Origin of the sequence: Methylocella sp. CPCC 101449 (genome assembly GCF_031921685.1) — a bacterium.
GTDB lineage: Bacteria > Pseudomonadota > Alphaproteobacteria > Rhizobiales > Beijerinckiaceae > Terripilifer.
On the sequence record NZ_JAPDHU010000004.1, the window covers coordinates 514,319 to 540,301 of the forward strand.

The 25,983-nt window shown below is 60.0% G+C and carries 23 protein-coding genes and 2 tRNA genes; 16 read left to right on the plus strand and 9 right to left on the minus strand.

All coding sequences use genetic code 11. The features are described 5' to 3' along the window. Positions 1 to 26: 26 nt before the first annotated feature. The 4 genes from OIM99_RS27065 (at position 27) to OIM99_RS27080 (ending at position 5,218) form a co-directional block, all read left to right on the plus strand. A complete protein-coding gene (locus OIM99_RS27065) occupies positions 27 to 656 on the plus strand; it encodes an ATP-dependent Clp protease proteolytic subunit (RefSeq protein ID WP_311853748.1) in 630 nt (209 codons plus the stop codon). 340 nt (positions 657 to 996) lie between these two features. Continuing rightward, positions 997 to 2,259: an ATP-dependent Clp protease ATP-binding subunit ClpX gene (gene clpX, locus OIM99_RS27070; RefSeq protein WP_311853635.1), complete on the plus strand. Its 1,263-nt coding sequence runs from the start codon at positions 997 to 999 to the stop codon at positions 2,257 to 2,259. A gap of 301 nt (positions 2,260 to 2,560) precedes the next feature. Continuing rightward, positions 2,561 to 4,987 (plus strand): endopeptidase La, encoded by a 2,427-nt coding sequence (gene lon, locus OIM99_RS27075; RefSeq protein ID WP_311853636.1) that lies wholly within the window; start codon positions 2,561 to 2,563, stop codon positions 4,985 to 4,987. 155 nt (positions 4,988 to 5,142) lie between these two features. After that, positions 5,143 to 5,218 (plus strand) — tRNA-Val (locus OIM99_RS27080). On the opposite strand, the gene OIM99_RS27085 is transcribed toward OIM99_RS27080, so the two are convergent. The 4 genes from OIM99_RS27085 to OIM99_RS27100 form a co-directional block, all read right to left on the minus strand. Then, positions 5,219 to 5,854, minus strand: coding sequence for a glutathione S-transferase family protein (locus OIM99_RS27085; RefSeq protein ID WP_311853637.1), 636 nt, complete (start codon positions 5,852 to 5,854; stop codon positions 5,219 to 5,221). Positions 5,855 to 5,993: 139 nt separating this feature from the next. Further along, the gene (locus tag OIM99_RS27090) at positions 5,994 to 7,118 is read right to left on the minus strand and encodes a 5-methyltetrahydropteroyltriglutamate--homocysteine S-methyltransferase (protein WP_311853638.1); all 1,125 of its coding nucleotides are present in this window, start codon (positions 7,116 to 7,118) and stop codon (positions 5,994 to 5,996) included. Between the two features lie 109 nt (positions 7,119 to 7,227). Further along, positions 7,228 to 8,064, minus strand: coding sequence for a tripartite tricarboxylate transporter substrate binding protein (locus OIM99_RS27095; protein WP_311853639.1), 837 nt, complete (start codon positions 8,062 to 8,064; stop codon positions 7,228 to 7,230). 256 nt (positions 8,065 to 8,320) lie between these two features. Then, entirely contained in the window at positions 8,321 to 9,355 is a 1,035-nt protein-coding gene (locus OIM99_RS27100) for an aromatic ring-hydroxylating dioxygenase subunit alpha (RefSeq protein ID WP_311853640.1), read from the minus strand. 151 nt (positions 9,356 to 9,506) lie between these two features. Here OIM99_RS27100 and OIM99_RS27105 point away from each other — a divergent pair, with 151 nt between their 5' ends. Beyond that, entirely contained in the window at positions 9,507 to 10,322 is an 816-nt protein-coding gene (locus OIM99_RS27105; RefSeq protein ID WP_311853641.1) for an IclR family transcriptional regulator, read from the plus strand. A gap of 75 nt (positions 10,323 to 10,397) precedes the next feature. On the opposite strand, the gene OIM99_RS27110 is transcribed toward OIM99_RS27105, so the two are convergent. Then, a complete protein-coding gene (locus tag OIM99_RS27110) occupies positions 10,398 to 11,714 on the minus strand; it encodes a Rieske 2Fe-2S domain-containing protein (protein ID WP_311853642.1) in 1,317 nt (438 codons plus the stop codon). A gap of 234 nt (positions 11,715 to 11,948) precedes the next feature. Between OIM99_RS27110 and OIM99_RS27115 the strand changes: the two genes are divergently transcribed. From OIM99_RS27115 to OIM99_RS27125, 3 genes are read left to right on the plus strand one after another with little or no spacing between them, the layout of a single operon-like run. Then, positions 11,949 to 12,881 carry a PDR/VanB family oxidoreductase gene (locus OIM99_RS27115; RefSeq protein WP_311853643.1) on the plus strand — a complete coding sequence of 311 codons (933 nt, stop codon included), beginning with the start codon at positions 11,949 to 11,951 and terminating at the stop codon, positions 12,879 to 12,881. A gap of 7 nt (positions 12,882 to 12,888) precedes the next feature. Then, entirely contained in the window at positions 12,889 to 14,106 is a 1,218-nt protein-coding gene (locus tag OIM99_RS27120; protein WP_311853644.1) for a Gfo/Idh/MocA family oxidoreductase, read from the plus strand. Continuing rightward, complete coding sequence (locus tag OIM99_RS27125) at positions 14,106 to 14,615, plus strand: MarR family transcriptional regulator (protein WP_311853645.1); 510 nt, start codon at positions 14,106 to 14,108, stop codon at positions 14,613 to 14,615. Before OIM99_RS27120 ends, OIM99_RS27125 begins: the two co-directional genes overlap by 1 nt. Positions 14,616 to 14,623: 8 nt before the next feature. Here OIM99_RS27125 and OIM99_RS27130 read toward each other — a convergent pair whose 3' ends face one another. After that, complete coding sequence (locus OIM99_RS27130; protein ID WP_311853646.1) at positions 14,624 to 15,541, minus strand: transporter substrate-binding domain-containing protein; 918 nt, start codon at positions 15,539 to 15,541, stop codon at positions 14,624 to 14,626. Between the two features lie 87 nt (positions 15,542 to 15,628). Here OIM99_RS27130 and OIM99_RS27135 point away from each other — a divergent pair, with 87 nt between their 5' ends. From OIM99_RS27135 to OIM99_RS27155, 5 genes are read left to right on the plus strand one after another with little or no spacing between them, the layout of a single operon-like run. Continuing rightward, the gene (locus OIM99_RS27135) at positions 15,629 to 16,702 is read left to right on the plus strand and encodes an ABC transporter substrate-binding protein (RefSeq protein ID WP_311853647.1); all 1,074 of its coding nucleotides are present in this window, start codon (positions 15,629 to 15,631) and stop codon (positions 16,700 to 16,702) included. A 51-nt stretch (positions 16,703 to 16,753) separates the two neighbouring features. Next, positions 16,754 to 17,602 carry an ABC transporter permease gene (locus tag OIM99_RS27140; RefSeq protein ID WP_311853648.1) on the plus strand — a complete coding sequence of 283 codons (849 nt, stop codon included), beginning with the start codon at positions 16,754 to 16,756 and terminating at the stop codon, positions 17,600 to 17,602. A gap of 33 nt (positions 17,603 to 17,635) precedes the next feature. Beyond that, positions 17,636 to 18,712 carry an ABC transporter substrate-binding protein gene (locus OIM99_RS27145; protein ID WP_311853649.1) on the plus strand — a complete coding sequence of 359 codons (1,077 nt, stop codon included), beginning with the start codon at positions 17,636 to 17,638 and terminating at the stop codon, positions 18,710 to 18,712. Between the two features lie 41 nt (positions 18,713 to 18,753). Next, on the plus strand, positions 18,754 to 19,842 hold the full coding sequence (locus OIM99_RS27150) for an ABC transporter substrate-binding protein (RefSeq protein ID WP_311853650.1): 1,089 nt from the start codon (positions 18,754 to 18,756) through the stop codon (positions 19,840 to 19,842). 9 nt (positions 19,843 to 19,851) lie between these two features. Beyond that, on the plus strand, positions 19,852 to 20,685 hold the full coding sequence (locus tag OIM99_RS27155) for an ABC transporter ATP-binding protein (protein WP_311853651.1): 834 nt from the start codon (positions 19,852 to 19,854) through the stop codon (positions 20,683 to 20,685). Between the two features lie 79 nt (positions 20,686 to 20,764). On the opposite strand, the gene nadC is transcribed toward OIM99_RS27155, so the two are convergent. Then, entirely contained in the window at positions 20,765 to 21,622 is an 858-nt protein-coding gene (gene nadC, locus OIM99_RS27160) for a carboxylating nicotinate-nucleotide diphosphorylase (protein WP_311853652.1), read from the minus strand. Between the two features lie 220 nt (positions 21,623 to 21,842). On the opposite strand from nadC, the gene OIM99_RS27165 reads away from it, so the two are divergent. The 3 genes from OIM99_RS27165 to OIM99_RS27175 all read left to right on the plus strand — a co-directional run bounded on the left by OIM99_RS27165 (position 21,843) and on the right by OIM99_RS27175 (position 23,132). After that, positions 21,843 to 22,523 (plus strand): hypothetical protein, encoded by a 681-nt coding sequence (locus tag OIM99_RS27165; RefSeq protein ID WP_311853653.1) that lies wholly within the window; start codon positions 21,843 to 21,845, stop codon positions 22,521 to 22,523. Between the two features lie 85 nt (positions 22,524 to 22,608). Then, a tRNA-Asp gene (locus OIM99_RS27170) sits at positions 22,609 to 22,685 on the plus strand. Positions 22,686 to 22,961: 276 nt separating this feature from the next. Beyond that, positions 22,962 to 23,132, plus strand: coding sequence for a Flp family type IVb pilin (locus tag OIM99_RS27175; RefSeq protein ID WP_311853654.1), 171 nt, complete (start codon positions 22,962 to 22,964; stop codon positions 23,130 to 23,132). Here OIM99_RS27175 and pgl read toward each other — a convergent pair. Together pgl and zwf are read right to left on the minus strand one after the other, a co-directional pair. Beyond that, positions 23,129 to 24,382: a 6-phosphogluconolactonase gene (pgl, locus tag OIM99_RS27180; RefSeq protein WP_311853655.1), complete on the minus strand. Its 1,254-nt coding sequence runs from the start codon at positions 24,380 to 24,382 to the stop codon at positions 23,129 to 23,131. The two genes, OIM99_RS27175 and pgl, sit on opposite strands and share 4 nt — an antisense overlap. A gap of 1 nt (position 24,383) precedes the next feature. Beyond that, positions 24,384 to 25,982 carry a glucose-6-phosphate dehydrogenase gene (gene zwf / locus OIM99_RS27185; protein WP_409371573.1) on the minus strand — a complete coding sequence of 533 codons (1,599 nt, stop codon included), beginning with the start codon at positions 25,980 to 25,982 and terminating at the stop codon, positions 24,384 to 24,386. Position 25,983: the final 1 nt, after the last annotated feature.

Consider the following 25,983-nt stretch of genomic DNA (forward strand, 5'->3'; position numbering starts at 1 on the left):
GATTCCCCCAGACAGAGAGCCACATGCTGCGCGATCCCGTCGACGTCTATAATTCGTTTGTCATTCCGAGCGTGGAGGAAGTCACCTCGCGCGGTTCGTATCGCTACGACATTTTTTCGCGCCTGCTGAAGGAGCGGATTATTTTCCTCGCCGGTCCGGTCGAGGATCAGGTGGCTACCCTGGTGGTGGCGCAGCTCCTTTATCTGGAAGCTGACAATCCCAAGAAGGACATTTCCTTCTATATCAATTCCCCCGGCGGGGTGGTGACGGCTGGCCTGTCGATCTACGACACCATGCAGTTCATCAAGCCGAAGGTCTCGACCCTGTGCATCGGCCAGGCGGCCTCCATGGGCTCGCTGCTGTTGTCGGCCGGCGAGCCCGGCATGCGCTTCAGCCTGCCGAATTCCCGCATCATGGTGCACCAGCCGTCCGGTGGCTTCCAAGGTCAGGCTTCGGACATTCAGCGCCACGCCGAAGACATACTCAAGGTTAAGCGTCGCCTGAATGAAATCTATGTCAAACACACCGGCCAGGATTATGATGCGATCGAGCGTGCACTTGACCGTGACAATTTCATGTCGGCGGAAGAGGCCAAGAATTTCGGTCTGATCGATCAGGTCTTCGACAAGCGTCCGGACGAGATCGACGCCAAATAATTGCCCCTGGCGCGGTTATTCCGATAATCGCGCCAGGTTCGGCCCCAGATTAGCCAGAATGAGCGAAAATTGTTGCAATCATGCGACACCCCCCTTGTTCCGGCAGTGATCGTGGCTTCATCGCTTGATCGATGGGCAATCGCATGATTGCATCGCAGCAATCGACGTTTTCTGCTTTGAGTCCGCATTTTGTGGACTTTTCGACCGGATTTTCGGTCATATATGAAGAAGTGTGCTCGGTTTCAGCCAGTTGCTGGCTACGCTTTGTTAGGACCGGCGCAGATATCGTTGACACTGGCCGAGTCGCGCGGAAACGGGCGCTGGCCTAACGGAGAACGAAATGAGCAAAGTCAGCGGCAGCGACTCGAAGAATACGCTCTACTGCTCTTTCTGCGGTAAGAGCCAACACGAGGTCCGCAAGCTGATCGCCGGCCCGACCGTCTTCATCTGTGATGAATGCGTCGAACTGTGCATGGACATCATCCGCGAGGAATCGAAATCCTCCCTGGTGAAGAGCCGCGAGGGCATTCCGACGCCGCGCGAAATCTGCAAGGTTCTTGATGACTATGTCATCGGCCAGGTGCAGGCCAAGCGCGTTCTGTCGGTGGCCGTCCACAACCATTACAAGCGGCTGAACCACTCCTCGAAGCACAACGACGTCGAGTTGGCGAAGTCGAACATCCTGCTGATCGGCCCGACCGGCTCCGGCAAGACGCTGTTGGCGCAGACCCTGGCGCGCATCCTCGATGTGCCGTTCACCATGGCCGATGCGACGACGCTGACGGAAGCCGGCTATGTCGGCGAGGATGTCGAAAACATCATCCTGAAGCTGCTGCAGGCCTCCGACTACAATGTGGAGCGGGCGCAGCGCGGCATCGTCTACATCGACGAAATCGACAAGATCAGCCGCAAGTCCGACAATCCGTCGATCACCCGCGACGTGTCGGGCGAGGGCGTGCAGCAGGCGCTTCTGAAGATCATGGAAGGCACGGTTGCCAGCGTTCCCCCGCAGGGCGGCCGCAAGCATCCGCAGCAGGAATTCCTGCAGGTCGACACCACGAACATCCTGTTCATCTGCGGTGGCGCCTTCGCCGGCCTCGAGAAGATCATTTCGCAGCGTGGCAAGAACACCTCGATCGGCTTTGCGGCGCGTGTCGAGGGGCCGGATGAGCGGCGCACGGGCGAAGTGTTCCGCAAGGTCGAGCCGGAAGATCTGCTGCGCTTCGGCCTGATCCCTGAATTCGTCGGCCGTCTGCCCGTCATCGCGACGCTCGAAGACCTCGACGAAGAAGCGCTGAAGAAAATCTTGTCCGAACCGCGCAATGCTTTGGTCAAGCAGTATCAGCGCCTGTTCGAAATGGAGAATGTCGATCTGACGTTCCAGGACGAAGCGTTGAACGTGATCGCCCGCAAGGCCATCGAGCGCAAGACAGGCGCGCGCGGTCTGCGCTCGATCATGGAAGGTATCTTGCTCGACACGATGTACGAATTGCCCGGCCTCGAAGGCGTCGAGCAGGTCGTCATCGGACCGGAGGTCGTGGATGGTCGCGCGCGGCCTCTCTACATCTATTCCGACCGAGCGGAAAAGGGCGCCACCGCCTGATTTCGCGGTGGTTTCGTACCTGCGTCCGGCGTTTTGGCGTGTGCCAATTGAGCTGTGGCGTGATCCCGGCGGCGGCTTGAAAGTCGCCGCCACAAGCGCCATCTCTTAACATAACGGAGGAGGGTGATTTTCGAATCATCCTTTCTCCCGATGCAAGAACAGCCGGAGCGCCAATGAAGGGCTCCAGGCGGGGACTTGGTCCCGATGAAGCGTTCGGCAACGAACTTGCTTCTCACCGGGAGAGGGTCCTGCAGAGGCCGCGGCCGTAAGGCGTGGCTTATGCGAGGAAAGGAATGATGAAATGAGCTCAGAAAAGCGTACCCCCGCGAAGCCCGGCGAAGTGCATACCTATCCGGTGTTGCCTCTCCGTGACATCGTCGTCTTTCCGCACATGATCGTTCCGCTTTTCGTGGGCCGCGAAAAATCCATTCGCGCTCTCGAAGAAGTGATGAAGAATGAGCGGTTCATTCTGCTGGCGACCCAAAAGAACGCCGCCGATGACGACCCGGCGACCGACGCCATCTTCACGACGGGTACTCTGGCGACCGTGCTGCAGTTGCTGAAATTGCCGGACGGTACCGTCAAGGTTCTGGTCGAGGGGCTGACACGCGCCCGCGTGAAGTCCTACTCCCACACCCAAGATTATTATGAGGCCGAGGCCGAAGCGCTGGCGGATGACATCTCCAGCAAGGTCGAGGTCGAAGCCCTCGCGCGCTCCGCCGTCTCGGAGTTCGAAGGCTACGTCAAGCTCAACAAGAAGGTCTCTTCGGAAGTCGTCGCTGCCGTGACGCAGATCGAGGATTTCTCCAAGCTCGCCGATACGATCGCCTCGCATCTCGCGGTGAAGATCAGCGACAAGCAGGAAATCCTTGAGATGGCCTCGGTCGCCAAGCGGCTTGAGAAGTGTCTGGGTCTGATGGAAAGCGAAGTCTCGGTCCTTCAGGTCGAGAAGCGCATCCGCTCGCGCGTCAAGCGCCAGATGGAGAAGACCCAGCGCGAGTATTATCTCAACGAGCAGATGAAGGCGATCCAGAAGGAGCTTGGTGACGGCGAAGACGGCCGTGACGAAGCCGCCGAACTGGAAGAGCGCATCAAGAAGACCAAGCTGACCAAGGAAGCCCGTGACAAGGCGATGGCGGAGCTCAAGAAGCTGCGTCAGATGTCGCCGATGTCGGCGGAGGCCACGGTCGTGCGCAACTATCTCGATTGGTTGCTGTCGATCCCGTGGAAGAAGCCGTCGAAGGTCAAGAAGGATCTGAAGCTCGCCGAGGACATTCTCGACGCCGATCACTTCGGCCTCGACAAGGTCAAGGAACGTATCGTCGAATATCTCGCCGTGCAGCAGCGTGCCAATAAGCTGACCGGTCCGATCCTGTGCCTCGTCGGCCCTCCGGGCGTCGGCAAGACCTCGCTCGGCCGTTCGATCGCCAAGGCGACGGGTCGTGACTTCGTGCGTATGTCGCTGGGCGGCGTGCGTGACGAGGCTGAGATCCGCGGTCACCGGCGCACTTATATCGGCTCGATGCCCGGCAAGATCATCCAGTCGATGCGCAAGGCCAAGACGTCCAATCCGCTCTTCCTGCTCGATGAGATCGACAAGATGGGCCAGGACTTCCGTGGCGATCCTTCGTCAGCTCTGCTCGAGGTGCTCGACCCCGAACAGAACTCGTCCTTCAACGATCACTATCTTGAGGTCGACTATGATCTCTCGAACGTGATGTTCGTGACGACCGCCAATACGCTGAACATCCCCGGTCCGCTGATGGACCGTATGGAGATCATCCGTATCGCCGGTTACACCGAGGACGAGAAGGTCGAGATCGCGCGCAAGCACCTGATCCCGGCGGCCGTCAAGAAGCACGGCCTGACGGATAAGGAATGGTCGATCGATGACGCGGCTCTGCTGACCCTCGTGCGGCGCTACACCCGCGAGGCCGGCGTCCGTAATCTTGAACGCGAGATTTCCAACCTCGTCCGTAAGGCGGTGAAGGAAATCCTCAAGACCAAGAAGAAGAAGGTTGTCGTCACCGACGCAACGGTCTCCGATTACCTGGGCGTGCCGAAGTATCGCTTCGGTCAGGCCGAGACGGAGGATCAGGTTGGTGCCGTCACAGGCTTGGCCTGGACCGAGGTGGGCGGCGAACTGCTGACCATCGAAGGCGTCATGATGCCCGGCAAGGGCCGCATGACCGTCACCGGCAACCTGAAGGACGTGATGAAGGAATCGATCTCGGCGGCGGCGTCCTACGTCCGCTCGCGGGCTGTCGATTTCGGCATCGAGCCGCCGACCTTCGAGCGTAAGGACATCCACGTCCACGTGCCCGAAGGTGCGACACCGAAGGACGGTCCGTCCGCCGGTATCGCCATGGCGACGGCCATCGTCTCGATCCTCACCGGCATTCCGGTGCGCGCCAACATCGCCATGACCGGCGAAGTGACCTTGCGCGGCCGCGTGTTGCCGATCGGTGGTCTGAAGGAGAAGCTGCTCGCGGCTCTGCGCGGTGGCCTCACCAAGGTGCTGATCCCGGAAGAGAACGCCAAGGACTTGGCGGACATTCCGGACAACGTGAAGAACGCGCTGGAGATCGTGCCAGTGTCGCGGATGGACGAAGTCCTCAAGCATGCGCTCGTGCGTCAGCCGACGCCGATCGAATGGGACGAGGAAAAGGCAGCCGCCGCTGCCCGGGGCGCCAAGGGCGAGGATTCGCCTGGCCTGGTCGCCCACTAATCGGACCTCCGCTTAACGGTTCGGGCCGCCTTCGGGCGGCCCGTTTCTTTTTATCCGCTGTTTTCCAGAGGGTTGGGGGAACCCCGTTTGCCAAGGGGCAGGCACCCTTGCGTCCCACCGCGCGGGTCCGTAGATAGGGGCGCCTTGAAGCTTTGGGGCGGTTAGCTCAGTTGGTAGAGCGCCTGCTTTACACGCAGGATGTCGGCGGTTCGAGCCCGTCACCGCCCACCATCATTTCCCTGTCAGGCTGATGGCAAATCCCCGCTGCACGCCCGGCCGCGCCATCATCGTCTCATACCAGCGTTTGACATGAGGGAAGGTGGCGAGGTCCACCTTGTGGCGCTCGTGCCGCCAAGCCCAGCCGAGAATGGCGAAGTCGGCGATCGAGACCGCATCGCCGGCAAAATAAGACACCTGCGCCAGCCGCCGATCCATCACGCCGTAAAGCCGTACCGTTTCCTTGCTGTAGCGTTCGAGGCCGTAGCGCCGATCCGCTTCATTCGCGACGGCAAGAAAGTGATGCACCTGTCCAGGCATCGGTCCGAAGCCGCCCATTTGGAACATCAGCCATTCGAGTGCTGCGATGCGCGCGGCACCGGCCTTTGGTAAAAACTGGCCGGTCTTCTCGCCGAGATAGATTAGGATCGCGCCGGATTCGAAAACGCTCACCGGCTTTCCTTCCGGCCCCTCGGGATCGACGATGGCTGGAATACGATTGTTCGGACTGATCTTCAGGAAGGCGGGATCGAACTGGCCTTTGTTGCTGATGTCGATTGGCTTCACCACATAGGGCAGGCCCATTTCCTCCAGCGCAATGCTGATCTTGCGGCCGTTCGGCGTGTCCCAAGCATGCAATTCGATCGTCATGAAAACCCCATCGTGTCATCCCCGACATCTGCTCAGCAGGTGAACGGGGAGCCAGAGCTAGCGGTAGAATGATTAGCACAGAAGTGGTTGTCCTGGATTCCCGCTCGCGTCCCGCGCATCGGGAATGACATTTAAAGGCTCAACCCCAGACCTCTCTTGCCGTATCGACCACCAGGCGCAGTTTCGCTTTCTCCTCATCGACGGTCAGCTTGTTGCCGCCGATCGTCGAAGCAAAGCCGCATTGTGGCGATAGGGCGAGACGTTCGAGTGGCACGTATTTGGATGCTTCATTGATCCGTCGTTTCAGCAGGTCCTTGCTTTCGAGCTGCGGCTTCTTGGATGTGACGAGGCCGAGAACGGCGGTCTTGTTCTTCGACATATGTTTCAAGGGCTCGAACGTGCCGGCGCGTTCTGTATCGTATTCGAGGAAGAAGGCATCGATGTCGAGCTCGCCGAAAGCCACTTCCGCAACGAAGTCGTAGGCGCCCGATGCCGCCCAGGCGCTTTCATGATTGCCCCGGCACATATGCATGGCGATGGTGAGGTCATCAGGCCGGTCTTTGGTGACGGCATTGATAAGATTTTTGTACTTCATTTGCAGTTTGACCGGGTCCTCGCCGATGCTGCGGACGTGGTCGTGCATATTGGGATCGCAGAGAAACGGAAAATTTGTCTCGTCGATCTGGATGTAACGACAGCCGGCGTCATAAAGCGCCTTGATCTCATCGCGGTAGACCTGCGCGAGGTCGTGATAATATTCGGCAATGTCGGGATAGGCTTTCTTGTCGACGCCGGGATCGCCGCTGCGGAAATGCACAAGGGTCGGCGAGGGAATCGGTTGCTTCGGCGTCAACCCGGCTTTGTCGGCTAATGGTTTGAGGTCCTTAAAGTCATCGACGGCGAGTGATCTCGTGCGCCGCAGCTTGCCGGTGGTGATGACTTTCGGCGGCGAGAATTCGATGAAACCCGCCTCGGTCTGAAAGCGTGTCGGCAAGCCGCCGGCGAAACCGACGCCATCGATCTTCTCGACGAAATCCACGAACCAATGACGACGATGATATTCGCCATCGGTGCAGACTTTGAGGCCAACATCTTTTTGCAAACCCACGGCTTCGTCGACACTGTCGGTTTCGATCTTCCAGACATCGTCGCGTGTGGCGGAGCCGGCGGCAAGTTTGGAGCGCGCTTCGTGGATTTTTGCAGGCCTGAGAAGACTGCCGACCACATCCGCCTTGAACGGGCCTCGCGACGCGTTTGCCACCATGACATCCTCCCTTTCAGCCGCAGCCGATGAGGGAAGATGCTAGGTTATTTGCATCAAAAGGCAAAAGCGAAAAGACTGCCCACTTTTGACGGACATAGGTGGGATGCGATCAGCGTGCGCTAATCTTCAGGCCCACGGCATCCAACAGTGGTTCGTAGCGCTTGCGTTCTTTCTGAAGCTCCACGAGATGGCCTTTTCCATCATAGCCGGCGGCTTCGGCGCCCACGACTTTCAAACGTTGAACGACATCGGGATCCTTGGCGATCGCGGCAATTTCCATGGCAATTCTGTCCAGGACGGCCTGCGGTGTTTGCGCATGACTGAACAGGCCGATGATTGCTTTGTAGTCGTAGTCCGGAATGACTTCGCTGATCGAAGGAAGGTTGGGTTCCAAGCTTGAACGCGTGCCGCTCGCCGTCGCAAGCAGATTGACCTGCTTGGCTTCGGCGGCCCCCGATAGAGAAGGATAGGCGGAGAAAAGAAGATCGACATGTCCGCCGAGCAGGGCGGGAACGGACTCACCGGTTCCCTTGAAGGGAACATGCGTCATGTTCAGTTTGAGGGCCGTCAGGAAAGCGACCATGGAGAGATGATGGGCACTGCCGACGCCGGATGAGCCGTAGTTCAATTGCCCTTGGTGTGCCTGTGCATAGGCGATCAGTTCCGGCAGAGTTTTAACGCCGACTTTCGGATGGGCCGCGAGAAAGAGTGGCGAGATGGCGAGCAATCCCGCCGGTTTGATGTCGCTTTCCTTGTAGGAAATATTGGCCTGAATAAGTGGATTGACCGAATAGACGGCGCCATCGGTAACCACGAAGGCATATCCATCCGGCGGATAGGACAACATGCTGTTGATGCCGATCGTACCATTACCGCCGCCGCGGTTTTCGATGATAATCGGCTGGCCAAGACGCAGTTCCAAGTGACGGCCATAGATGCGCGCCACCGTATCGGGCAGGCCACCCGCCGGATTGGTGACGATGAAGCGTATCGGTTGGTTTGGATAAGTCGATTGAGCTTGCGCCAACGATGTGAGGCCGATGCAACCCCAAAGCAGAGTCGCGCCAATCAACGCAGTTCTGATGCGAGGCCTATTCCCAAGCCACTTTGATGTCCAAGATTGAACAGGCACATATCCCTCCCGGTTTCGAAATGCGACGGGCGCGCTCGACCCCTCATCGAGCGCGCCCGTATGATGCTCTCTATTCAGCCGCGGCCGCGGAGATGCCGCGCAGCATGGATTCGATCAACCGTCTTCCCCGGACGGCGCCGGCATCGGCACGCAGCGTGATGGGGAAATGCGTGATCTTATGGTCGCCGAGCTTGCGTTGCTGCGCTTCCAGCACGAGTTTGTCTTCGTCGAATGTGCGCGCCACTTCGCTGCGGATATAGTCCGTCAGACCGACATTCTCGATGTCGTAACCGCGGGCGATACCCCAGAAGTAATGGGAGGACGTTTCTGTTTCGGGTGTGATGAGATTGAGGACGCGCCGTTCGCGCGCGATGCCTTTAGCACGCGCTTCCTCCTTCGGCATGCCCGCTGGCACTGATCCGTTCTTGATGACGAGGAAACCCGGCGGCGTGAAGATGGTCGTGTGCCACCGGTCGATCCGCGTCGAAAAGCCGGCGGCCTGCACGTAAAACGGCGGCGGTTCGCAGTCGAGAATATCGCGATGGGCGATCACCGTGCCTTCACCTTCGGAGACGGTGAGGGGTGATTCCGCCACGGCGTGATTGCCGATCGTATGCGGATGCACGAAGGTTTCGTGGGAGAGATCGAGCAGGTTGTCGTTGATCAGTTGATAGTGCGCGTCGATGTGATGATAGCCCTCACTTACCGCCCATTCCGGATTGGTCATCCAGTGGAAGTTGGGCACCTTGCTCTCATCAGCCTTGGCGGCATCGCCGAGCCAGATCCAGATGAAGCCGTAGCGCTCGACCACCGGAAAGATCTTGACCTTCGCCGTCGAGGGAATGCGGTCCTGGCCGGGGATTTTCACGCAGTCGCCGTGATGATCGAAGCACAGCCCGTGATAGCCGCACTGAACGACATCGCCTGACAGCTTGCCCATGGATAGAGGCAGGAAGCGATGCGGGCAGGCGTCGAGCATGGCGACCGGCGTGCCTGCGCTGGTGCGGTACAAAATCACCGCTTCGCCCGCCAAGGAGCGGGGCAGGATTTCGCGGCCGACTTCCTTGGCGAAAGCCGCCACCTGCCAAACGTCTTTCAGGAACATCGGTGCCCTCCCTTGATCTTGATGATCAGCAGCATAGGCGCGCTAATTTGCATTAGTCAATATAAATTGCCATATGCAAATTAACGACAAAGCCTGACGTTGAGGCGGCCTTGTGTTTCAGCTAACGTCGCAACCTGTCAGGAAGGGGTAGATGGCTGATAAGCAAAGAAAAAAGCCTGCCGAGGTGCGAGGGATCCAATCCGTCGAAACGGCATTCCGGGTGATCGAGCCGTTTCTCGTCTCTCCGGGCCCCTTCACCTTGCGCTATTTGGCTGAGAAGTCGGGGATGAGCCCGACAAGCTTGCATTTCTATCTCGTGAGCCTGGTGCGCGTCGGCCTCCTGGCCCGCAGCGAAACCGGCAACACGTTCGCGCTTGGCCCCACCGCCATTCATCTTGGGCTTGCCGCTCTGGCGAATATCGACGTCGTGCAGGCCGCGCGCGAACCGATGCAATATCTGCGGGACGAATTGGGCGCGCCGGTCTGCCTGTCGGTCTGGTCCGACAAGGGGCCGATCATCGTGCTGCATCTGCCGGGATTGCGCACCAGCTATTGGGCGCTTCAGGTCGGGGCCGTGTTGCCGCCCTTGAGCGCGGCCGGCCGTGCCATCCTCGCTTACTTTCCAACGCCCCTGCAGAAGGAGATCGTCGAGCGCGCATTGCAGGCTTCGCTGCCGGAAGACCCATGGTACGGCTCTTCGCTCGATCAGATCCTCGATGTCCTTAAGGAAATCCGCCGAACGGGCTTGAGCCCGCGCAGTGGCGCGGTCGTGCCAGGCTTTCCGAGCATTGCCTCACCGATCTTGAATTCGGAAGGCGCTGCAGTGGCCGCCCTGACGGTGATGGCGAATACACGCGCTTTCGACGACAGCCTCAAAGGGCGCAACGCCGAGGTCGTGTTGCAGGTCGCGCAACAGATTTCGCATAACCTCGGCGCCTCAGCCGAGAGGCATTTTCAGCGCCCGTGAGGCTGCCGAAAGAATTTAGCCACCATCGTGAGATGGTGGCTAAAGCAATCGTCAGATCGCAGTGCGTTGGATGCGTTATTCGGCGGCCGTGGTGGTCGGCGCCGATAAACCGCGCAGATCGAGCTCTTCCTGCGTTAGCCCGGCAATGCGCCAATCGGTCGTCTTCGGCGCAACGCCTTCGAAAGAGCGCAGCTTGTTGAGGGGGATATGCGGTGCGGTCCGTCCGATCACCGTTCCGTCGGCTTGATAAGTGCGTGCGGCTTCGACCATCTGTCGGCGAAACTCGACGATGGCGAGATCGCTCTGGCCGAGAACTTCCTTCGTCCGGTCGGTGATCTTGCCCATGGTGAGCCACATCACATAATCCTGGTTGGGAATGCCAGGAATGCCGGTGAAGTTGCCGAGCTTCATCGCTTGCCGGTCCTGCTTGAACTTGTTCTCGAAGGTCCGGTAGCTGCGATAATTCTCATCGACATCTATGCCGACCTGGGCGTGCAGGAACTTGCGCCATTCTTCCGTGCCCGGCGTCGTCGCATTGTCGCCGAAGGCCAGGAAATAGAAGTCTGTGTTCTCGTCATCGATCGGCACATGCATGATGACGACTTTGTAGTTGTTGTTAGGCGGGATCAGTACCGTATAGGGCGCGACGAACAGGGTCGTGCGGATATAGTCGTGACTCTGCGCGTTCTGGATCGGCCGACGCACGGCGGCATAACGGAAGCCGAACGGCGTGCGCTGCGAATACAGCCGTGGCGATTTGTCGGTCGAAGGACGCAGCCAGAGCTGTTCATTGGCCTGGGCGCCGGCGACGCGGGCCGGCACCATGTCGGAGGAATGCAGGGTCGAAGAATGCGATGAGTCGATCGCCCCTTCGAGAATCTGCGCCCAGTTCACCGGCACTTTATACTTGGCGATGGAGATGCGTGTCTCCGGCGTTGGTTGACACACCGGCGGTTCAAATTCGGGCATGCTCTCGATCGGGCCGAGATAGCACCATACGAAACCCGCAGCTTCGCGCACCGGATAGGAACGCGTCTTCATCTTCTTGAGCAGGCCGGTCTCGACGGGCTCGGAGTTCATCTCCATGGCATTGCCATTCACGTCGAATTTCCAGCCGTGATAAAGACAGCGCAGGCCGCAGTCTTCATTGCGGCCATAGGCCAGCGATGCACGGCGGTGCGGGCACAGCTCGTCGAGCATGCCGACCTGACCGTTGGTGTCGCGGAACACCACATAGTCTTCGCCGCACAGGCGTACCTTCAAGGGATCGCAATCGGGCTCGGCCACTTCTTCGATCATGCAGGCGGGCAGCCAATGCTGGCGCATGATGTGGCCCATCGGCGCGTCGCCCTCGACGCGGCACAAGAGATCGTTTTCTTCCGGTGTCAGCATGGCGCCTTCTCCTCCAACCGGCTCCGGGGGCCAGTTCCCAATTAATTAGGTCTCTAAGAATTTACACCGTTCCGCCCCTCTTGTCGAGAGGTGGAGGGATTCTAAATCGACCAAAAGTTTCCGAACAGGTAGGGGAGAAGGGAGATGTCGCCGGACCGGGTTGAAATCAGATAATTAGACGTCTAAGTATTTTGGGAGGGGCGGCCGCCCCGGGGAAAGGCCAGGGACTTTACGATGGATTTGCGCGTCACCAGCGCCGGGCAGATTGCCGATGGCATATTTGGGTTCGAGCTGCGGGCACCAGACGGTGGTGAACTGCCGCCCTTCACCAGCGGCAGCCATATCATCGTGCGCACGCCTGGCGGCGAGGAGCGCAAATATTCGCTCAGCAACGATCCGGCTGAACGCGATCGTTATGTCATCGCCGTCAAACGCGAGGCCAACGGCCGTGGCGGCTCGATCAGCATGGCCGATCAACTGCACGAAGGCGGTACGATCTCGGTCTCAGAGCCGCACAACGATTTTCCACTGGTGCCATCCTCGGCCGGTTATGTGTTGATTGCCGGCGGCATCGGCATCACGCCGGTTCTGTCCATGGCGCGCCATCTGTTGAGCGAGGGCAAAGGTTTCCGTCTCTACTATCTGACGCGCGATGCCGGCTCGACCGCTTTCCTCGAAGATCTCAAGACGCCCGAGTTCACCGGCAAGGTGATCATCCATCATGACGGCGGTGATCCGGACAAGGGTTATGATCTCTGGCCGGTGCTCGAAAAGCCCAAGGGGCACGTCTATTGCTGCGGCCCACGCGGTCTCATGGACGCTGTGCGCGACATGACCGGCCACTGGTCGTCGAGCGCCGTGCATTTCGAAGCTTTCGTCGATGGCTCGCAGCCGCAACCCAATGATGAGCCTTTCACTGTCCGTATCGTGGACACGAATGAAGTGCTCGACGTGCCCGTTGGGACGAGTATTCTCGAAGTCCTGCGCCAAGCAGGCCATGAGGTGCCATTCTCCTGTCAGAGCGGTTCGTGCGGCTCTTGCCGTACCAAACTTGTTTCCGGCGATGTGGAACATCGTGATTTCGTGCTGACACCCGACGAATATGCGACCAACATCATGGTGTGTGTCTCGCGCGGGCGGGGCGGGGAAGTGGTGATCGATCTGTGAGTGCTCAATGACCGTTCGTAAACTGCGCCTAGGAATTGCCGGCCTCGGCCGGGCTTTCAGTTTGATGTTGCCGACTTTGGTGCAGGACGAACGGATCGAGATCGTCGCGGGCGCCGATCCGCGCTCGGAAGCGCGTGAACGTTTCGCCCAGGATTTTGCCGGACGCGCTTATGAGAGCGTCGAGCAGATGTGCGCTGATCCGGCGGTCGAGGCGGTCTATGTCTCGACGCCGCATCAATATCATCGCGACAATGTTCTGGCGGCAGCGAAGGCTGGCCGCCATATCCTCTGCGAAAAGCCGATGGCATTGTCGGTGGAGGATAGCCTGGCGATGATCGCTGCGGCGCGCGAGGCTGGCGTGGCGCTCGTCGTCGGCCATAGCCATTCTTTCGATGCACCGGTGCGCCGTACGCGCGAGCTCATCGAAAGCGGTGCTTTCGGGCCGCTGCATATGATGAGCGCACTCAACTACACCGACTTCATCTACCGGCCGCGCCGGCCCGAAGAACTTGATACGTCAAAGGGTGGCGGCGTCATCTTCAACCAGGCGCCGCACCAGGTCGACAACCTGCGCTTCATCGGGGGAGGCATGGTCAAGTCCGTGCGCGCGGCGACGGCGGTCATCGACCCTGCACGTCGGACGGAGGGGGCCTATACCGCCTTTCTGACTTTCGACAGCGGCGTGGTCGCGACCATGATCTATAGCGGCTATGCCCATTTTGATTCGGACGAATTGGTCGATTGGATCAACGAGGGCGGATTGCCCAAAAATCCGGATGATTATGGTGCCGTCCGGCGGACGCTGAAGGGGGCCAGCGAGGCCGACGAATTGGCGATCAAAGCCCAATCCAACTACGGCGGCGCACGTTACGGACAGGGGGATAGCCGGCTGTCGACCAAGCCGCAGACACGCTGGCACCAGAATTTCGGTCTCCTGGTTGCCTCATGCAGCCATGCCGATTTGCGCCCGACCTCAAAAGGCGTGATGATCTACGCCGATGACGAACGTCGTCTTGAGGATGTGCCGGTACGTGCGGTGCCGCGCATGGAGGTGATCGACGAACTGTATGCGGCCGTCGTCGATGGCGTGCCGCCGGTTCACGATGGAGTGTGGGGCCTGGCAACGATGGAAGTGTGCTTCGCGATTCTGCAATCCGCCCGGGAAGGGCGGGACGTGACGTTGCGCTATCAAGTGCCGACGCCGGCCCTGTCGCGGAGCGCATGATGTCGAACCGGCAAGGAGCATCCGAGAACCAGGCCATCTTGCGTCGCTGGCGCGATGCGGTGCCCAACGATCGCCTCGCCCATCTGGTCCGCGATGCTGCGCGCGGCCTCACCCGCATGATGCAGATCAGTCTGGCGCGCCATAACGTCTCCTTCGGCCACTGGGTGTTTCTGCGCATCCTGTGGGAGCGCGAAGGGCTCACCCAGCGCGAGTTGAGCGAAGAAGCGGGGCTGATGGAGCCGACGACCTTCTCGGCGCTGACCGCGATGGAGAAGTTCGGCTATATCGAACGTCGCAAACTGCCGCACAGCCGCAAAAACGTTTACGTGTTTCTCACGCCAGAAGGGCGGGCGCTGAAGGAAAAGCTCGTGCCCATTGCCGAGCACATCAATCTCGTCGCCGTGCGCGGCGTAACCGGCGCCGAAGTGGCGACGGCTCGCAAAGTTCTCCTGGCAATCATCGAGAACATGGCGCGCGAAGAAAGCGAAACGACGCAACAGGACGACTGACGCGGCTGTCAATGACAGTCGGGTGCATCTTGTTCGAGATAGGCCTCGAAATCGACTTCCGTCACCCAGGCCTTGGCCCACGATTGCCAGTTTTTTTGGCGCTGCCAGCCGTCGGCGATGCGTTGCAACTGACGGGTCGACAAGCGATCTCCCGGTGCCGCTACGAACACCAGTTGCGAGAGATCGCGCGCCGGCAAAGTGGCATTGAACTTCTTCCATCGTTCCAGCGGCGCGAAATATGTAGCCAGCGTCGAAGCGACGATCGCTGCATCGCATTCGCCAGCCCGCATCGCCGCCAGCGCCTTAGCGGGGTCGGCGTAGGTCAGGGGCGTGCCACCGGCGCGGTGGATGAAAGCCCGCGCGGCGTCATTGCCGATGACGACGCACGTTGAGCGCTGCGCCGCATCATTCCAGGAACGGATCGTCGTGTCGCTGCGCATCAGATAGGTGAGGCCGCTTTCATAGCCCGTGCGCACGATCGCCTCGCTCGTGTCGGTTGACGCTGGACGATGGACGAGCAGGGCATCGACGCGCCGCTGCGTCAGTGCTGTTTCCTGTTCTTCGGCTTTCAGCGGGATCAATTCGACCTGCACCTTGAGGCGGCGCTGCAGATCGTCTCGCAGCACGACCTCGAAGCCCTCCTCGCGACGGGTTTGGTAATCGGTGGGCCGTGGTGCGCGCGGAAGGCGTTCGACACCGAGTTTGAGGACACCTTTTTGGATGGCCGCGGGAACGGCCGCTTCCACACCTGGCGCATTGGCCGTCCATTCACTCGAGAGTGTCAGAGTGGCGGCTCCGGCTCCCAACAAGAAAATTCCCAACGTCGCCATCACGAGCGCGCGGCCAGGGCGGGCATCCGCCAAGAGCACGGCATGTGGGTCGGCCAAAATCCAATGGCGATGGAACAATTCGCTTGACGGCCACATTGGCTTCTCCATAGAATAGTAAATCTATAGATTATATGTAAATAAAAGCCAACCTGTCTTGAGCCAAGTCGCAGAGGAGACACGTCGATGCCTGTTCAGAAAATCCGCGCTACGTGGCGCAATGCCAGCCTTGGGCTTGGGGCGCTCGCGGTTCTGGCAGCCGCACCAGCGCAGGCCGAAGAGGTTTTGAAGGCCATCAATCTGCCGCTCGCGGCCTGGACGACCGTCGCCCTCAAGAAAGGCATTCTGAAAGAAGAATTCGACAAGATCGGCACGACGGAAATTCGCCTGCTCAACCCGGGTACGTCCGAACTCTCCGGTGCCGAAGCGGCCATGCTCGATCGCGGCGGCCTCGCAATTGCTCAGCGCATGATGTATCCGGCGGCCGTTCACCGAGCCAATGGGCTCGATGCGGTCATCGTCTGGATGTCGGTTCCTTCCGATGAGAACCGCACGCCCATCCTGGCGCTGAAGAACTCGCCCTTCGAGAATTTGCAGGATCTAAAGGGGCAGGCGCTCGGCTCAAGCCGCGTCGGCTGCGGCTGGACCTCGCCGAAGGAAGCTTTGGATGCCGCTGGCGTACCGCTGGCGACGCGCATCCGCGAAGGCGCGGTCCGGCATGAGACGATCACCTCGTCTGCCACCGTCAATGCCGCGCTGCTCAGCGGCCGCATCGCCGCGACGGCCACTCATACCGCGCTTCCGGCCGCTGCCGCGCTCGTCACCACGGGGCAAGTCAAAGTGATCGGCCGCAGCCCGAAAGACGGTGTCTATGTGAATGCGGCCGGCCGCGTCTCCTATTTCGCCATGCGTGAATTCGTCGACAAATATCCAAGCGCCGTGCGCGCCTTTCTCGTCGCGCATGAGCGTACCAAGGCCTGGATCAAGGACAACGTCGACGAAGCGGCCGAGATCGTCGCCAAGGAACTGCGCATGCCGGTGAACATCGCCAAATTCGGCATCACCGACCCGTCGTCCTTCGAATATATGGCCGGCGAGACCAATGCGGGCCTAGCTAAGGAATCGATCGAGAAGTTTCAGAAATACTATGTCGACCATGGCGACGAGATTCTGAAGGAGCGTTCGCTTTCGCCCGAGATGATCAATGCCTTCGTCGACAAGCGCTTCTTCGCTGGCGGCGAATATTCCATCTACAACTGATCGACGATGCGCGGCACCAAAGTGCTGCGCCCACTTCCCCAGGATCATCCGATGACCATCGCAAACGTCGACCCAATCGGCGCGGCCCCCGTGCGCGCCCAAAACCGGGGATCAAAAGGCAAGGGGAAAGGCAATCGCCGAACGGCCGTCGGGCTCGCTTTGGGTTTGATCCTGCCGCTATCGATTCTGCTGCTTTGGCAATTCGCCGCGCAACAGCGCTGGGTGTCTGAGGTTTTTCTGCCGTTGCCGCTGAAGACCTTCTATTCCTTCTTCGACATGGTGTGGCGTCAGGATTTCGAGAAAGATTTCCTGTCCAGCATCTCGATCGTCAGCCAAGCCTTTCTCTATGGCTCGCTCGCAGGTGTCGGTCTTGGCCTCGCGGCCGGTCTGTCGCCGGCCGTCGAGCGCTTTTTCGGGCCGACCCTGGATGGCATTCGCCATATTCCCGGCATCGCTTGGCTGCCGTTGATCGTTCTGTGGATCGGCATCGGTTCGCCCGCCAAGATCGTCGTGATCGCCAAGTCGGTTTTCTTCCCGGTCTTTCTGAACACGCTTCAGGGCATTCGCGGTGTCGATCGCAACTATGTCGAACTGGCGCGGGTTCTCACGTTGACACGCAGCCAGCTCGTGCGCCGCGTCATCATTCCCGGCGCCATGCCGAGCATCCTCGTCGGCCTGCGCTATGGCGCGAGCCTCGCCTGGGCCCTGGTTGTCGTCGCCGAAGGCCTGAGCGGCATGGAGGGGATCGGCTTCCTCATCTTCCGTGCGCAAGCGCTGCTGATGACCGACCAATTGCTCGTCTGCATGGTTGTGATCGGTGTCGTGGGCTTCCTCATCGATCGATCCATGCACTACTTGCAGCGCTATCTGCTGCGCTGGAAACAAGGCTTCGAAGGCTGATCGCTTAATCGCAAACTGCGAAAGGAGAACAACATGGGTGTTGTCACATCGCTGGCTGATGATCTGAAGAATGCCACGCCACTGCGCGAACTGCTTTATACGATCTGTCCGGTTCTCGTGGCGTCCAATGTCGCGCTCGAACTGGGCTGGATCGACGATGAGTTGAAGCGCGTCGGAGCCACGGCGACCTACCTGCGCTCGCTCAACGATCCGGCAGCGTGGAAATGGCACTATGATCATGGGTCGGATCGGTTGATCCGTGACGGCGGCAACAGCCCGGCTATCTGGGCGCGTGCCGATCTGCAAGACACAATTCTACTTGGCCTCACTCAGGCCCAGCCTGGCGGCAAGGTCATCGTGCGGGCCCGCGATCCGATCTATCGCGTCGCCGATCTCAAAGGGCGCCGCTTCGGCATCTATCGCAGCCAGCAGAGCGGCAAGATCGATCATCGCCGCGCCACGACGGAACACGGCATCCTGGCAGTTCTCGCCCTGCACGGCCTGTGGCGCGACGATATCGAATGGGTCGACATCACCGAAGGCGATGCGCATAACGAACATCCGGCCCGCACGCCGGCAGGTATCTGGTCGCAGATCGAATATGAGCCCGAAGTGCGCACGATCGAAGCGCGGGCGCTTCTGGAAGGGCGCATTGACGCCATCTACGACTACTCGATTGGCACGGCCGAACTATTGGAGCGGACCGGCAAGTTCAAGATCATCGACGATCTCGACCTTTACCCCGACTGGACTTTGCGCATCGCGAACGCGCCGCGCACCATCTCGGTCTCCAGAGCTTTCGCCGAGCAGAATCGCGATGTGATCGTCGCCTATCTGCGTGCGGCGGTGCGCGCCGGCCGTTGGATCAATGCCAATCCGGCTGCGGCTGCGGCGATCTTTCATCGCACGACCATCTATCCGGATGAAGCGGCGATCGCCAAGGCCCTGCGCCAATACGATCTGGAAGCCAATCTCTCGGCGCAGAACCTCGCGGGTCTCGCCGTCGAAAAGGATTTCCTTCTGCAGCGCGGTTACATCGAGAACGACTTCGACGTGCGGGCCTGGGCCGATGCCAGCTATCTCGATGAAGCCGTTCATTCCTTGCGCTGAGGCCGCAGTATTCCACCGCCATTCAAACTCTGGAGTTTACCATGACCACCCGTCTGCCCACCGTTCGTACGTCCAAGCGCGTGAAAATTGGTGCGCGTGAAGCCTATTACACCATCTGCCCGGTCTTCGTCGCTTCGCATATCGCGGTCGAATTTGGTTGGCTTGAGGAAGAGTTCATCCGCATCGGCGCCAAATTGTCGTATCTGCGCGGCCTCGATCCGTCCGTCGGTTGGTTGCCGCACTTCAATCATACGCTCGATCATCTTTTTCGCGATGGCGGCAACATTCCATCGATTTCGGCGCGGGCCGATGTGACTGACACTTTGTTGATCGGTCTGACGGCGGGGCACCATGGCGGTTCCATCCTAGTGCGTCAGAATGCTGACATCCATCGCGTTGCCGATCTGGCCGGCAAGAAGTTCGGCCTCTATCGCAGCCTCAACAAATACAAAGTCGATTGGTGGCGGGCCACGGGCCATCGCGGCCTCGATCTGGCGCTGAATCTCGCGGGCCTGTCAAAAAGGGATATCCAGGTCGTCGATATCGAAACCCAGGAGCAAGCGGTCGGCGGGGCTCGCCGTCCGTCGGAACTGTGGTCGGATAGCCGTCGTGCCGAAATCGCTTTCACCCCGGAAGTGAAAGCCCTGGCGGAAGGCAAGGTCGATGCGGTCTACACCAGCGAGGGCCGCGCTTTGCGTTTGCAGCGCACCGGCGCCTTCAAGGTGATCGAGGATTTCTCACGCTATCCCGACTGGACCTTGCAGGTGGCCAATAGCCCCTATGCGATCACCGTCAATGCCGATTTCGTTCAGAAGAACCGCGACATCATCGTTGCCTTTCTGCGCGCGACTGTGCGGGCCGGCCATTGGGCCAATGCCAATCGCGATGCCGCCGCCAGCATTCTGGCACGCGTCACCTATTATCCCACGATCGAGGATATCGCGACGGCGATCCGCCATGTGGATTTCGTGCCCAATCTGTCGCCGCTCAATCTCGCGGCAGTCGATGTGCAGAAGGCCTTCCTTGTGCAGGAGGGCTATATCCAGAACGATTTCGCCGTTGCCGATTGGGCCGATGCGAGCTTCCTGGAAGAGGCGCATGCCATGCCCAACCTGCATGTCGCGGCCTGAGGACGCGTGATGACTTCGAACAAGGCCGGTAAACTGAGCCTGCGGTACGTCGGCAAATCTTACGATGTCGATGGCCGCGAGCTGAAGGTTCTCGATAATGTTGATCTGACAATCGCGCCCGGCGAATTCACCAGCATCGTCGGGCCGAGCGGTTGCGGAAAGTCGACATTGCTTCGTCTGATCGTCGGCCTCGACGACGATTATGAGGGCGACATCCAGCTCGATGACGAGCGGATCGTCGGCACGAGCCTGAAGCGCGGCATCGTCTTTCAGGACCATCGCCTGCTGCCGTGGCTGACGCTCGAGCGCAATATCGAGCTGGGGCTGGAGAACTCCGATGTGCCTAAGGCCGCACGGCGTGAGGCGGTGGCGGGTCTGCTCGATCTCGTCGGTCTGAAAGGCTTCGAGACGGTCTATCCCTATCAACTTTCAGGTGGCATGGCACAGCGCGCCGCTATCGCGCGCGGGCTCGTCACCAAGCCGGAAGTGCTGTTGCTCGATGAACCTCTTGGTGCTCTCGATGCTTTGACGCGCCAACGGTTGCAGGAAGAGTTACTGACCATATGGGAGGCGGAGCAGGTGACGATGGTGCTCGTTACCCACGATGTCGAAGAAGCGATCTATCTGAGCAACCGAGTGATCGTGATGCATCCGAACCCCGGTCGCATCGCCGCCGATATCGCGATCGATCTGCCATATCCGCGTGATCGTGCCAGTGAAGAGTTCGCGCACATGCGCCGGACCGTTCTCGACGCCATGGGCGCCTCGACGCTCAAGATCATTCCGCGGCGGGCGAAGCCGGCACCCGTGGTGGATGCCGGTGTTGCGATCGGTAGAATTTGAAGACAGATCGCGGTTCGATAGAAACGCGATTTGTCTGCTATCTTTCCCAAATCACAGGAGGGCGATGGCGCCAGCCCTATCAACCGATCTCGATGTCGAGGCCGAGATCCAGGATCGGCGCCGAATTGGTGAGGGCGCCCAACGACAGCATATCGACGCCGCTTTCCGCGACCGCCTTCGCGGTATCGGCGGAAATGCCGCCGGAAGCTTCGGTCTTCATGCGGCCAGCGATCATCTTCACGCCCTCGGCCATTTGCGCCGGGGTCATGTTGTCCAACAACACCACGTCGGCGCCTTCCTCGATCACCTCTTTGAGCTGATCCAGGTTGTCGACTTCGATTTCGATCTTCACCATATGACCGACGGAGGCTTTGGCGGCGCGCAGCGCCGGCTTGATGCCGCCGCAGACGGCGATGTGATTGTCTTTGATCAGCACGGCATCGTCGAGGCCGAAGCGGTGGTTCATGCCACCGCCGCAGCGGATGGCATATTTCCCGAAGGCTCGCAGGTTCGGGATCGTCTTGCGCGTGCAGATCACCTTCGCCTTGGTGTGCTTCGTCAGCGCGACGAGCTTAGCGGTCATCGTGGCGATGCCGGACATGTGGCAGATGAAATTGAGCGCCGTCCGCTCGGCGGTGAGAATGGAGCGGGCATCGCCGGTGATGCGCGCCACCGGCGCGCGCGGCACGGTGATCTCGTCGCCGTCCTTGGCCAGATATTCATATTTGACCGTGGGGTCGGTGATCTTGAAGGCGGCTTCCGCCACCGACAGGCCGCAGATCGTGCCGGGTTTGCGCGGCGCCAGGACGGCGCGGGCTTGGGTGCCCTCGGGGATACAGGCCTGGGAGGTGATGTCGCCGGCGCGGCCGAAATCTTCCTCCAGGGCGGCACGCACGACCTTGTCGATGAGAAGGGGATTCAGGAACAAGCTGGTCATGGATGCCTCGGCCGATCTCTTAATTGGCAATTGCTTGCCGGATAGTCAGGATGGTTTCAGGTGGGCGTTTTAAAGGGGCTATTCCCCCCTGTCGAGGAGCCTGGCAGGCTGTTTGCATTCCTTAACGACCGGCCGCGATAGCCGTCGCCAAGCCAGTTGGAAATGTGTAGCCTTTGTGTCGAAATGGATCGGAGCATCCAGAGTGGGAGTGGAGAAGCAGATGGTAGGTCGAGCGGTATTGCGTGTCGTCGCCCTGGCCGGTGCTGTGGCCAGTGCTTTTTTTATGACAGCGGGCGCGGCTTCTGCCGCGATGTCATTTCGTTTCGCCCAAGCGGGCGATGCCCAGACTTGCGGCGCCAAATGTCCGCAGATCATCGTTGCCGAAGGCGAGATCGTCGAGCAGACGCCCCGCGATTTTATCGACTTTTTGCGCTCCCAAAAGCTTGGCAATAACGTCTACGCCGTCGTTTTGATCAACTCGCCCGGTGGGCGGGTGGTCGCTTCGATGGAATTCGGCCGCCTGCTGCGCCGTGCCGGCGCTGCCGTCATCGTCGCCAAGCCGGTCGAAGCGGGTGGCGAAATGCGATTCGCCGCCGGGCGCTGCTATTCCGCCTGTGTCTATGCCCTGATGGGTGCGAAAAAGCGCGTCGTCCCGCCGCAGAGCCGGGTCGGTATCCACCGCATGTTTCTTTATGAGCGGGTTGGTCAGCTCGACGGCACGACCAAGCTGACGAAGACCTTCGCGCAGAACGAAATGGTCAATAAACTGGGTGATTACGCCGGTATGATGGGCGTGAGCCGCGAGCTGGTCTACACGGCGGAGAAGACGCCATCGGAGACTTTCCGGCTTCTGACACCCTCGGAAATCCGCCGCTGGCATTTGGCTTCGGAGAAGTTTTGAGAAGTGGCGAGATGTCCTTGACTTAGATGTGGCCGTGTCCTATCCGGACGCTCTCCGCAGCGGCGCCTAGCGCCTGACGGTTTGCGGGGGTGTAGCTCAGTTGGTTAGAGCGTCGGCCTGTCACGCCGAAGGTCGCGGGTTCGAGTCCCGTCACTCTCGCCATTTCTTCAATGGCATAGTTAAGACTTTGCCACCGGCGGCCATGGGCGCTGGACGGTGGAATCTGGGCCACGGCCCGGGTTTTGGGGAACCGATTTCGCAGGCGCTGGCTTTCAATCGCTGAACGACACTCAGAAATGTCCTACGAAAGGGCGATAGGAATTTTATCGTATTGAGAATTAATCCGGTTTTTCTGACTTCATTTAAAGTTCTTAGAGGGTTTTCACCCTAGTAGTTTTACCGCTTTCGGATCGTCGAAGGCGAAACCGCTGGGGACCATTGATGAAAAAGCTGTCTCAATTTCTGCGTCATGAAAAAGGTGCGACCGCCATTGAATATGGCTTGATCGCGGGTCTGATCGCCGTCGTGCTCATCGGCGCTCTGACATTTACGGGCTCGCAGATTTCCGCCCAGTTCAACAATATCGCCAATCACCTGAACGCCTCTTAATCGGGCGGACCGTCGAAGGCTGCCCGATCCGCGAATAGACGCACGGTCCCGCTTGGCCTGAGCCGTGCGGCGGGCAAAGCCTGGTCGTGGCTAAGCACGCGGGCGAGGATCGGGCGCTTATCGGCGCCCGCCACCAGAAAAACCGTCTCCCGGCTGCTTTCGAGCAGGGGATAAGTCAGGGTGATTCGGTCGGAGCCGTCAGGGGCCATGCTCGGCCACGCCCAGGCGTGCCGCTCGTCCAGGGCCGGACTGCCGGGAAAGAGCGATGCCGTGTGCCCGTCGGTGCCCAGGCCAAGCAATGTCACGTCGAAAAATGGTTGGCTCGGGTCGAGGTGATCGGACCCGTAAAAAGCCTGTAATTCCCCTGCGTAGCGTGCAGCGGCCTGTGCGGCGCTAGCTGCATCGGTCGGCACCGGATGGAGGTTCTCCGGTGGGATGAAACGGGCTGCCTCGATCGCTTCGGCAAACATCCGATAATTGCTGGCCGGGCTCGTCGGTGGCACAAACCGCTCGTCGCCGAAGAACCAATGGATGCGCTCCCAAGGCAGGCGGGCTTGATAGGGCGGTGTCGCAAGACAGTGGTAAAAAGCCTTTGGCGTCGAACCGCCGGCTACCGCCACGACAATCCGTCCACTTTTGGTCTCCAGGGTCTCCACGAACCAATCGGCCAAGGCTCGGGCCAAAGCCTGTGGGTCATCGGCGATGGTTGTGGATGGCGCCTGCGCCATTCTTCTCTCCTTCAAGCCCGTGAGAATAGCCGCGACGATCTCCTGCGGCGCCCCTGAGATGGGGACCCAAATCGCGCGCTCATTCGGCGCCGGTTCCTCCAGAATCTCGAACTGGCTCGCTAGCAATTGGTCCGGCATGAAATGACCAGATCGCACCGCCAGCCGATCGGCGATGGCGGCCTTTGCGCCCTGAAGATACACGAAGGTGACGTCATCTCGTCCACCTCGAATGACATCGCGATAAGATCGTTTCAGTGCCGAGCAGGTGATGACGCCAGCCTGTCCTTGGCGTCGCCAGTCGTCGATCTTTTCCGCCACGCGTGCGAGCCAGGGCTGTCGATCCTCGTCGCTCAGTGGTTGGCCGCGCCGCATCTTCTCGAGACTGGCCGGCGCATGCAGATCGTCCGCATCGGCGAACGGACAGTGCAGATGAACGGCGAGGAGACGGCCAACCGTCGTCTTGCCAGCGCCGGATACGCCCATGACGACGATGAGCAACGGCGCCCTTGTCGGTGTCGGCATGCTAGCCCTTCGGCGATTTCAGCGGCTCGACCGGTCGCCACTGACGTCCACCGTCACGGCCGATCAACTCGTCCGAGGCCGCCGGGCCTTCGCTGCCGGCCTCATAGTTCGGGAAGTCCGGTGGCGGGCTCTCCCAGGCGTTAAGGACGGGCTGCACGATGCGCCAGGCATGTTCGATCATGTCGGCACGCATGAACAATGTCGGATCGCCGATCATCACGTCATAAAGCAGGGTCTCATAGCCGACATGCGGCTCCTTGGCGAACCAATCGGCATATTTGAATTCCATCCGCACCGCCGACAGATCGACCACCGGGCCAGGGCGCTTGACCTCGAATTGCAGCGAGATGCCTTCTTCTGGCGCAATCGACAGCACCAGCCAATTCGGCCGCAGCGCGTCCACCGGTGTATCCTGAAAGGCGAGATAGGGCGCTTGTTTGAATTGAATGGCGATTTCCGTATTGCGACGCGACAGGCGCTTGCCGGTCCGGCAATAGAACGGCACGCCCGCCCAGCGCCAATTGTCGATCTCCAGTTTCAGGGCGGCGAAGGTTTCAATATTCGAGGCCGGATCGACATTCGGTTCGCTGCGATAAGCAACGACATCTTTGCTCAGCACGGTGCCGGCACCATATTGTCCGCGTACGGCCCAGGCGGGATCGAGCGGCGGCATGGCCGCGAAGACATCGGCCTTCTTGTTGCGGATCGATGTGGCATCGAAACCCGTCGGCGCCTCCATAGCGACCATGGAGAGCAGCGAGAAGACATGGTTGGGCACCATGTCGCGCAGCGCACCTGTCTGTTCGTAGAAGCGGCCACGCCCTTCGACGCCGATCGTCTCAGCCACGGTGATCTGAACATGGTCGATTCGATCGCGATTCCAAATCGGTTCGAACAGGCCGTTGGCGAAGCGAAACGCCGTGATCGCCTGCACCGTGTCCTTGCCGAGGAAGTGATCGATGCGAAAGATCTGATCTTCGTTGAGCGACGTCAGAATCCGCTCATTCAGGTCGCGCGCCGATTTGAGATCGTGGCCGAATGGCTTTTCGATCACCACGCGCCGCCAGCATTTGGGCGCCCCTTCGTCGGTTCGTGTCTGCTTGACCAGACCGGCCGCTCCGAGGCGGTCGATGATGGGCCCGAAGAAACGGTCGGCAACGGCGAGATAGAAAATCGCATTGCCTTGCGTTTGGCCGTCGTGCTCACAGGATTTCAACTGTGAGGCCAACTGTTGATAGAGCGCTGGATCATTGAAATCGCCGCGCAGGTAGGACATGCGTTCGCTGAGAAAGGACCAGGCGTTTTCGTTGATCCTGTGCGCTTCGAAGGCGGCCGCCTTGTCGTTGGCCATGCTTTTGATTTTGTCGAACAGGGAAGCGCGCCAGCCATCCGTGGTGTTTTCGCCATGGTCGATGCCGATCAGGCGAAAATCCTCCGGCAGCATTTTCTCGCGGAAGAGATTGTAGAGCGCCGGCACGACGAGGCGATGGGTGAGGTCGCCGCGCGCTCCGAAAATCACCATCGTGCAGGGCGCAGGCTGGATGGGACGGCGCCGTGGCGGCGCCTCGATGATCTGAACCGGCTGTTGCGAAATATTCATG

Coding starts and splice junctions, on each gene's coding strand:
- clpX (WP_311853635.1), top strand. CDS start 997: ATGAGCAAAGTCAGCGGCAGCGACTCGAAGAATACGCTCTACTGCTCT.
- lon (WP_311853636.1), top strand. CDS start 2,561: ATGAGCTCAGAAAAGCGTACCCCCGCGAAGCCCGGCGAAGTGCATACC.
- OIM99_RS27085 (WP_311853637.1), bottom strand. CDS start 5,854: ATGACGATCGAATTGCATGCTTGGGACACGCCGAACGGCCGCAAGATC.
- OIM99_RS27090 (WP_311853638.1), bottom strand. CDS start 7,118: ATGGTGGCAAACGCGTCGCGAGGCCCGTTCAAGGCGGATGTGGTCGGC.
- OIM99_RS27100 (WP_311853640.1), bottom strand. CDS start 9,355: ATGTTCCTGAAAGACGTTTGGCAGGTGGCGGCTTTCGCCAAGGAAGTC.
- OIM99_RS27105 (WP_311853641.1), top strand. CDS start 9,507: ATGGCTGATAAGCAAAGAAAAAAGCCTGCCGAGGTGCGAGGGATCCAA.
- OIM99_RS27110 (WP_311853642.1), bottom strand. CDS start 11,714: ATGCTGACACCGGAAGAAAACGATCTCTTGTGCCGCGTCGAGGGCGAC.
- OIM99_RS27115 (WP_311853643.1), top strand. CDS start 11,949: ATGGATTTGCGCGTCACCAGCGCCGGGCAGATTGCCGATGGCATATTT.
- OIM99_RS27120 (WP_311853644.1), top strand. CDS start 12,889: ATGACCGTTCGTAAACTGCGCCTAGGAATTGCCGGCCTCGGCCGGGCT.
- OIM99_RS27125 (WP_311853645.1), top strand. CDS start 14,106: ATGTCGAACCGGCAAGGAGCATCCGAGAACCAGGCCATCTTGCGTCGC.
- OIM99_RS27130 (WP_311853646.1), bottom strand. CDS start 15,541: ATGTGGCCGTCAAGCGAATTGTTCCATCGCCATTGGATTTTGGCCGAC.
- OIM99_RS27135 (WP_311853647.1), top strand. CDS start 15,629: ATGCCTGTTCAGAAAATCCGCGCTACGTGGCGCAATGCCAGCCTTGGG.
- OIM99_RS27140 (WP_311853648.1), top strand. CDS start 16,754: ATGACCATCGCAAACGTCGACCCAATCGGCGCGGCCCCCGTGCGCGCC.
- OIM99_RS27145 (WP_311853649.1), top strand. CDS start 17,636: ATGGGTGTTGTCACATCGCTGGCTGATGATCTGAAGAATGCCACGCCA.
- OIM99_RS27150 (WP_311853650.1), top strand. CDS start 18,754: ATGACCACCCGTCTGCCCACCGTTCGTACGTCCAAGCGCGTGAAAATT.
- OIM99_RS27155 (WP_311853651.1), top strand. CDS start 19,852: ATGACTTCGAACAAGGCCGGTAAACTGAGCCTGCGGTACGTCGGCAAA.
- nadC (WP_311853652.1), bottom strand. CDS start 21,622: ATGACCAGCTTGTTCCTGAATCCCCTTCTCATCGACAAGGTCGTGCGT.
- OIM99_RS27165 (WP_311853653.1), top strand. CDS start 21,843: ATGGTAGGTCGAGCGGTATTGCGTGTCGTCGCCCTGGCCGGTGCTGTG.
- pgl (WP_311853655.1), bottom strand. CDS start 24,382: ATGCCGACACCGACAAGGGCGCCGTTGCTCATCGTCGTCATGGGCGTA.
- zwf (WP_409371573.1), bottom strand. CDS start 25,982: ATGAATATTTCGCAACAGCCGGTTCAGATCATCGAGGCGCCGCCACGG.